At 39.3% G+C, this 2,900-nt stretch carries 4 protein-coding genes; 2 read left to right on the top strand and 2 right to left on the bottom strand.

The features are described 5' to 3' along the window. Positions 1-32: 32 nt before the first annotated feature. Positions 33-170, bottom strand: a complete 138-nt coding sequence (locus tag WB217_RS03900) for a hypothetical protein (RefSeq protein ID WP_023627787.1) — start codon at positions 168-170, stop codon at positions 33-35. Between the two features lie 392 nt (positions 171-562). Between WB217_RS03900 and WB217_RS03895 the strand changes: the two genes are divergently transcribed. Continuing rightward, positions 563-2,185 (top strand): ABC-F family ATP-binding cassette domain-containing protein, encoded by a 1,623-nt coding sequence (locus tag WB217_RS03895; protein WP_423990821.1) that lies wholly within the window; start codon positions 563-565, stop codon positions 2,183-2,185. 118 nt (positions 2,186-2,303) lie between these two features. Here WB217_RS03895 and WB217_RS03890 read toward each other — a convergent pair whose 3' ends face one another. Then, complete coding sequence (locus WB217_RS03890; RefSeq protein WP_423990819.1) at positions 2,304-2,435, bottom strand: YuzL family protein; 132 nt, start codon at positions 2,433-2,435, stop codon at positions 2,304-2,306. 103 nt (positions 2,436-2,538) lie between these two features. Here WB217_RS03890 and WB217_RS03885 point away from each other — a divergent pair, with 103 nt between their 5' ends. Further along, positions 2,539-2,790 (top strand): YkuS family protein, encoded by a 252-nt coding sequence (locus tag WB217_RS03885; RefSeq protein WP_335430366.1) that lies wholly within the window; start codon positions 2,539-2,541, stop codon positions 2,788-2,790. Positions 2,791-2,900: the final 110 nt, after the last annotated feature.

The following is a 2,900-nucleotide window of genomic DNA, read 5'->3' as shown; positions in this document are numbered from 1 at the left end:
GAACCACAAACGTCCGAAAAGAGCCGGTTATTTTAGTGTGAATTTACAGTGGTGGGATGTTTCTCTGTCTTTTGCAGGGAGAAAAATTCTGATTTTGGCTTAGTGAAGCTGACTTTAATCCCTGATTCTTTTAGTCGGTTAACGAAATCAACCAGCTGCTTTTTAGCCATTTCAAAAACTCCTTTTATCCATCTTTGTCTATTATTATTTTACATGAAAAATATGAAAAATGTGTGAAAACGAGCAAAAAAATTGACAAAGTATAAGAAATTTTTAAACGTTCATATACTATTTCAATCTTTATACTCTTTTCTTTTAAAATGGCTGTTACTTTCTATCTATCCAACCTTCAATCTGCTACTTTTTATTTTCAACATATTTATCTTACTCTCGCCTTTTCCCATTTTGAATCAATTAAAAACTCCTTTTGCACGGTAAGTTCATTTATCACACTAATATTATGACCGCAACCTCTGGAACTGGCTAAAGAAAAAGAATTCGCTACTGGCAGTCAAACATGTTATAATCTTTGGGATATATATTAATGGAGGCTATTAAATAAATGATTACAGTTCAAAATGTAGGCTTGAGATATGGTGACCGCAAGCTATTTGAAGACGTTAATATTAAATTCAATCCTGGTAATTGCTATGGCCTGATCGGAGCAAACGGTGCAGGCAAATCAACATTCATTAAAATTCTATCTGGAGAAATCGAGCCCCAATCCGGCAACGTATCTATGACTCCGGGTGAACGCCTTGCAGTATTAAAGCAAAACCACTTCGAATATGAAGATGTAGAAGTATTGAAAGTAGTAATTATGGGTCATGCCCGTTTATATGAAGTTATGCAGGAAAAAGACGCTATTTACATGAAAGCAGATTTCACTGATGAAGATGGCATGAAAGCTGCAGAACTAGAAGGTGAATTTGCAGAACTTAACGGTTGGGAAGCAGAATCGGAAGCAGCGATCCTTTTAAAAGGTTTGGGAATTGGCGAAGAACTTCATGATAAGAAAATGGCTGATATTGGCGGCGGAGAAAAGGTTAAAGTACTTCTTGCACAGACCCTTTTTGGTAAACCTGATGTACTATTGCTTGACGAACCTACAAACCACCTTGATATCAAAGCTATCCAGTGGCTAGAAGAATTCTTGATTAATTTTGAGAACACGGTCATTGTTGTGTCCCATGACCGTCACTTCCTGAATAAAGTTTGTACACATATCGCTGACCTTGATTTTGGAAAAATCCAGCTTTATGTCGGCAACTATGATTTCTGGTATGAATCCAGCCAGCTTGCACTAAGAATGCAGTCGGATACAAACCGCAAAAAAGAAGAGAAAATTAAGGAATTGCAAGCCTTCATCGCAAGATTCAGTGCAAACGCATCTAAATCTAAGCAGGCTACTTCCCGCAAAAAGCTTCTTGATAAGATCTCTCTGGATGACATTAAACCATCCTCCCGTAAATACCCATATGTCGGATTTACGCCTGACCGTGAAATCGGCAATGATCTTTTAAGAGTTGATGGCTTATCTAAAACAATCGATGGCGTAAAAGTATTGGATAATATCAGTTTTATTATGAACAAGGATGATAAAATCGCGCTTGTCGGTAAAAACGAACTTGCGGTTACTACATTATTCAAGATCCTTGCTGGTGAAATGGAGCCTGATAGTGGGAGCTATAAATGGGGTATTACTACTTCACAGGCATACTTCCCTAAGGATAACTCCGAATACTTTGAAGGCTGCGACTTGACATTGGTAGACTGGCTTCGCCAATTCTCTCCAAAGGATGATAGCGAAAGCTTCCTTCGTGGTTTCCTGGGCAGGATGCTTTTCTCTGGAGAAGAAGTGCTGAAGAAGGCAAGTGTTCTTTCAGGTGGAGAGAAAGTCCGATGCATGCTTTCCAAAATGATGTTATCTGGTTCAAACGTTTTGCTTCTTGATGAACCTACAAACCACTTGGACCTTGAATCAATAACTGCCCTTAACAACGGGATGATTAACTTTAAAGGCTCAATGATCTTTTCTTCCCATGACCATCAGTTTGTTGAAACCGTGGCGAACCGAATCATGGAAATTACTCCTGCAGGTCTTGTAGATAAGCAGATGACATATGATGAATATTTGGAAAATCAGGAACTTCAAAAACAGATTGCTGAAATGTACGCACAATAAATGTATGAACAACAATCCCCCCGGATTCTTCCGGGGGGCTTTTCATCATGCTGTTTCATTGTAAATTTGACATAAACAAGCAAACTTGATATTGGATTACTGCTCAAAGGTCTCTTTTTTAATCCTTTTTCTGCTTTCTTCGTGAAGACGAAGCGGTTCTGCTGCCTGTTTCGCTTGTAGTTGTACCCTGGCCCTCAACCTGTGCAGAATTAAGTCCAATGGTTGAAGGATCTTTTTTACGTTTTACCATTATAGCACCTCCCGTTGATTTTGATCATGCCTTAATATTGTCTTGCCTAAGGAATATTTTATTCTTATCACGGACAACTTAAATTGGTGAGGAGGTGTAAGTTATGGCTAGAATTGGTGTAGAACAATCTTTAACTAACGTTTCCGCTGCACTTCGCGAAAAAGGACATGAAGTCGTTGAACTCCGTCAGGAAGCTGATGCTCAAGGCTGCGATTTCTGTGTTGTTAGCGGAACTGATTCAAACGTCATGGGCATGCAAGATGTGTCAATCCAAGGTTCAGTAATCGAAGCAAGTGGCCTATCCGCAGACGAGGTATGCAGGCAGATCGATCAAAAATCCGGAAACATTCAATAGTTCTATCAAAACTGCCGCTGCACGGCAGTTTTTTTCTTCCTCTTGTTCAACAACTCCCTCAATGCCCTTTTCGCTAACCTGTGATATTTTTTATGTGCCTCTCCCTGCAT

The organism is Mesobacillus sp., assembly GCF_049588175.1.
In the GTDB taxonomy this organism is placed as follows: domain Bacteria; phylum Bacillota; class Bacilli; order Bacillales; family Cytobacillaceae; genus Mesobacillus.
This window is presented reverse-complemented; position numbering and strand designations above follow the sequence as displayed.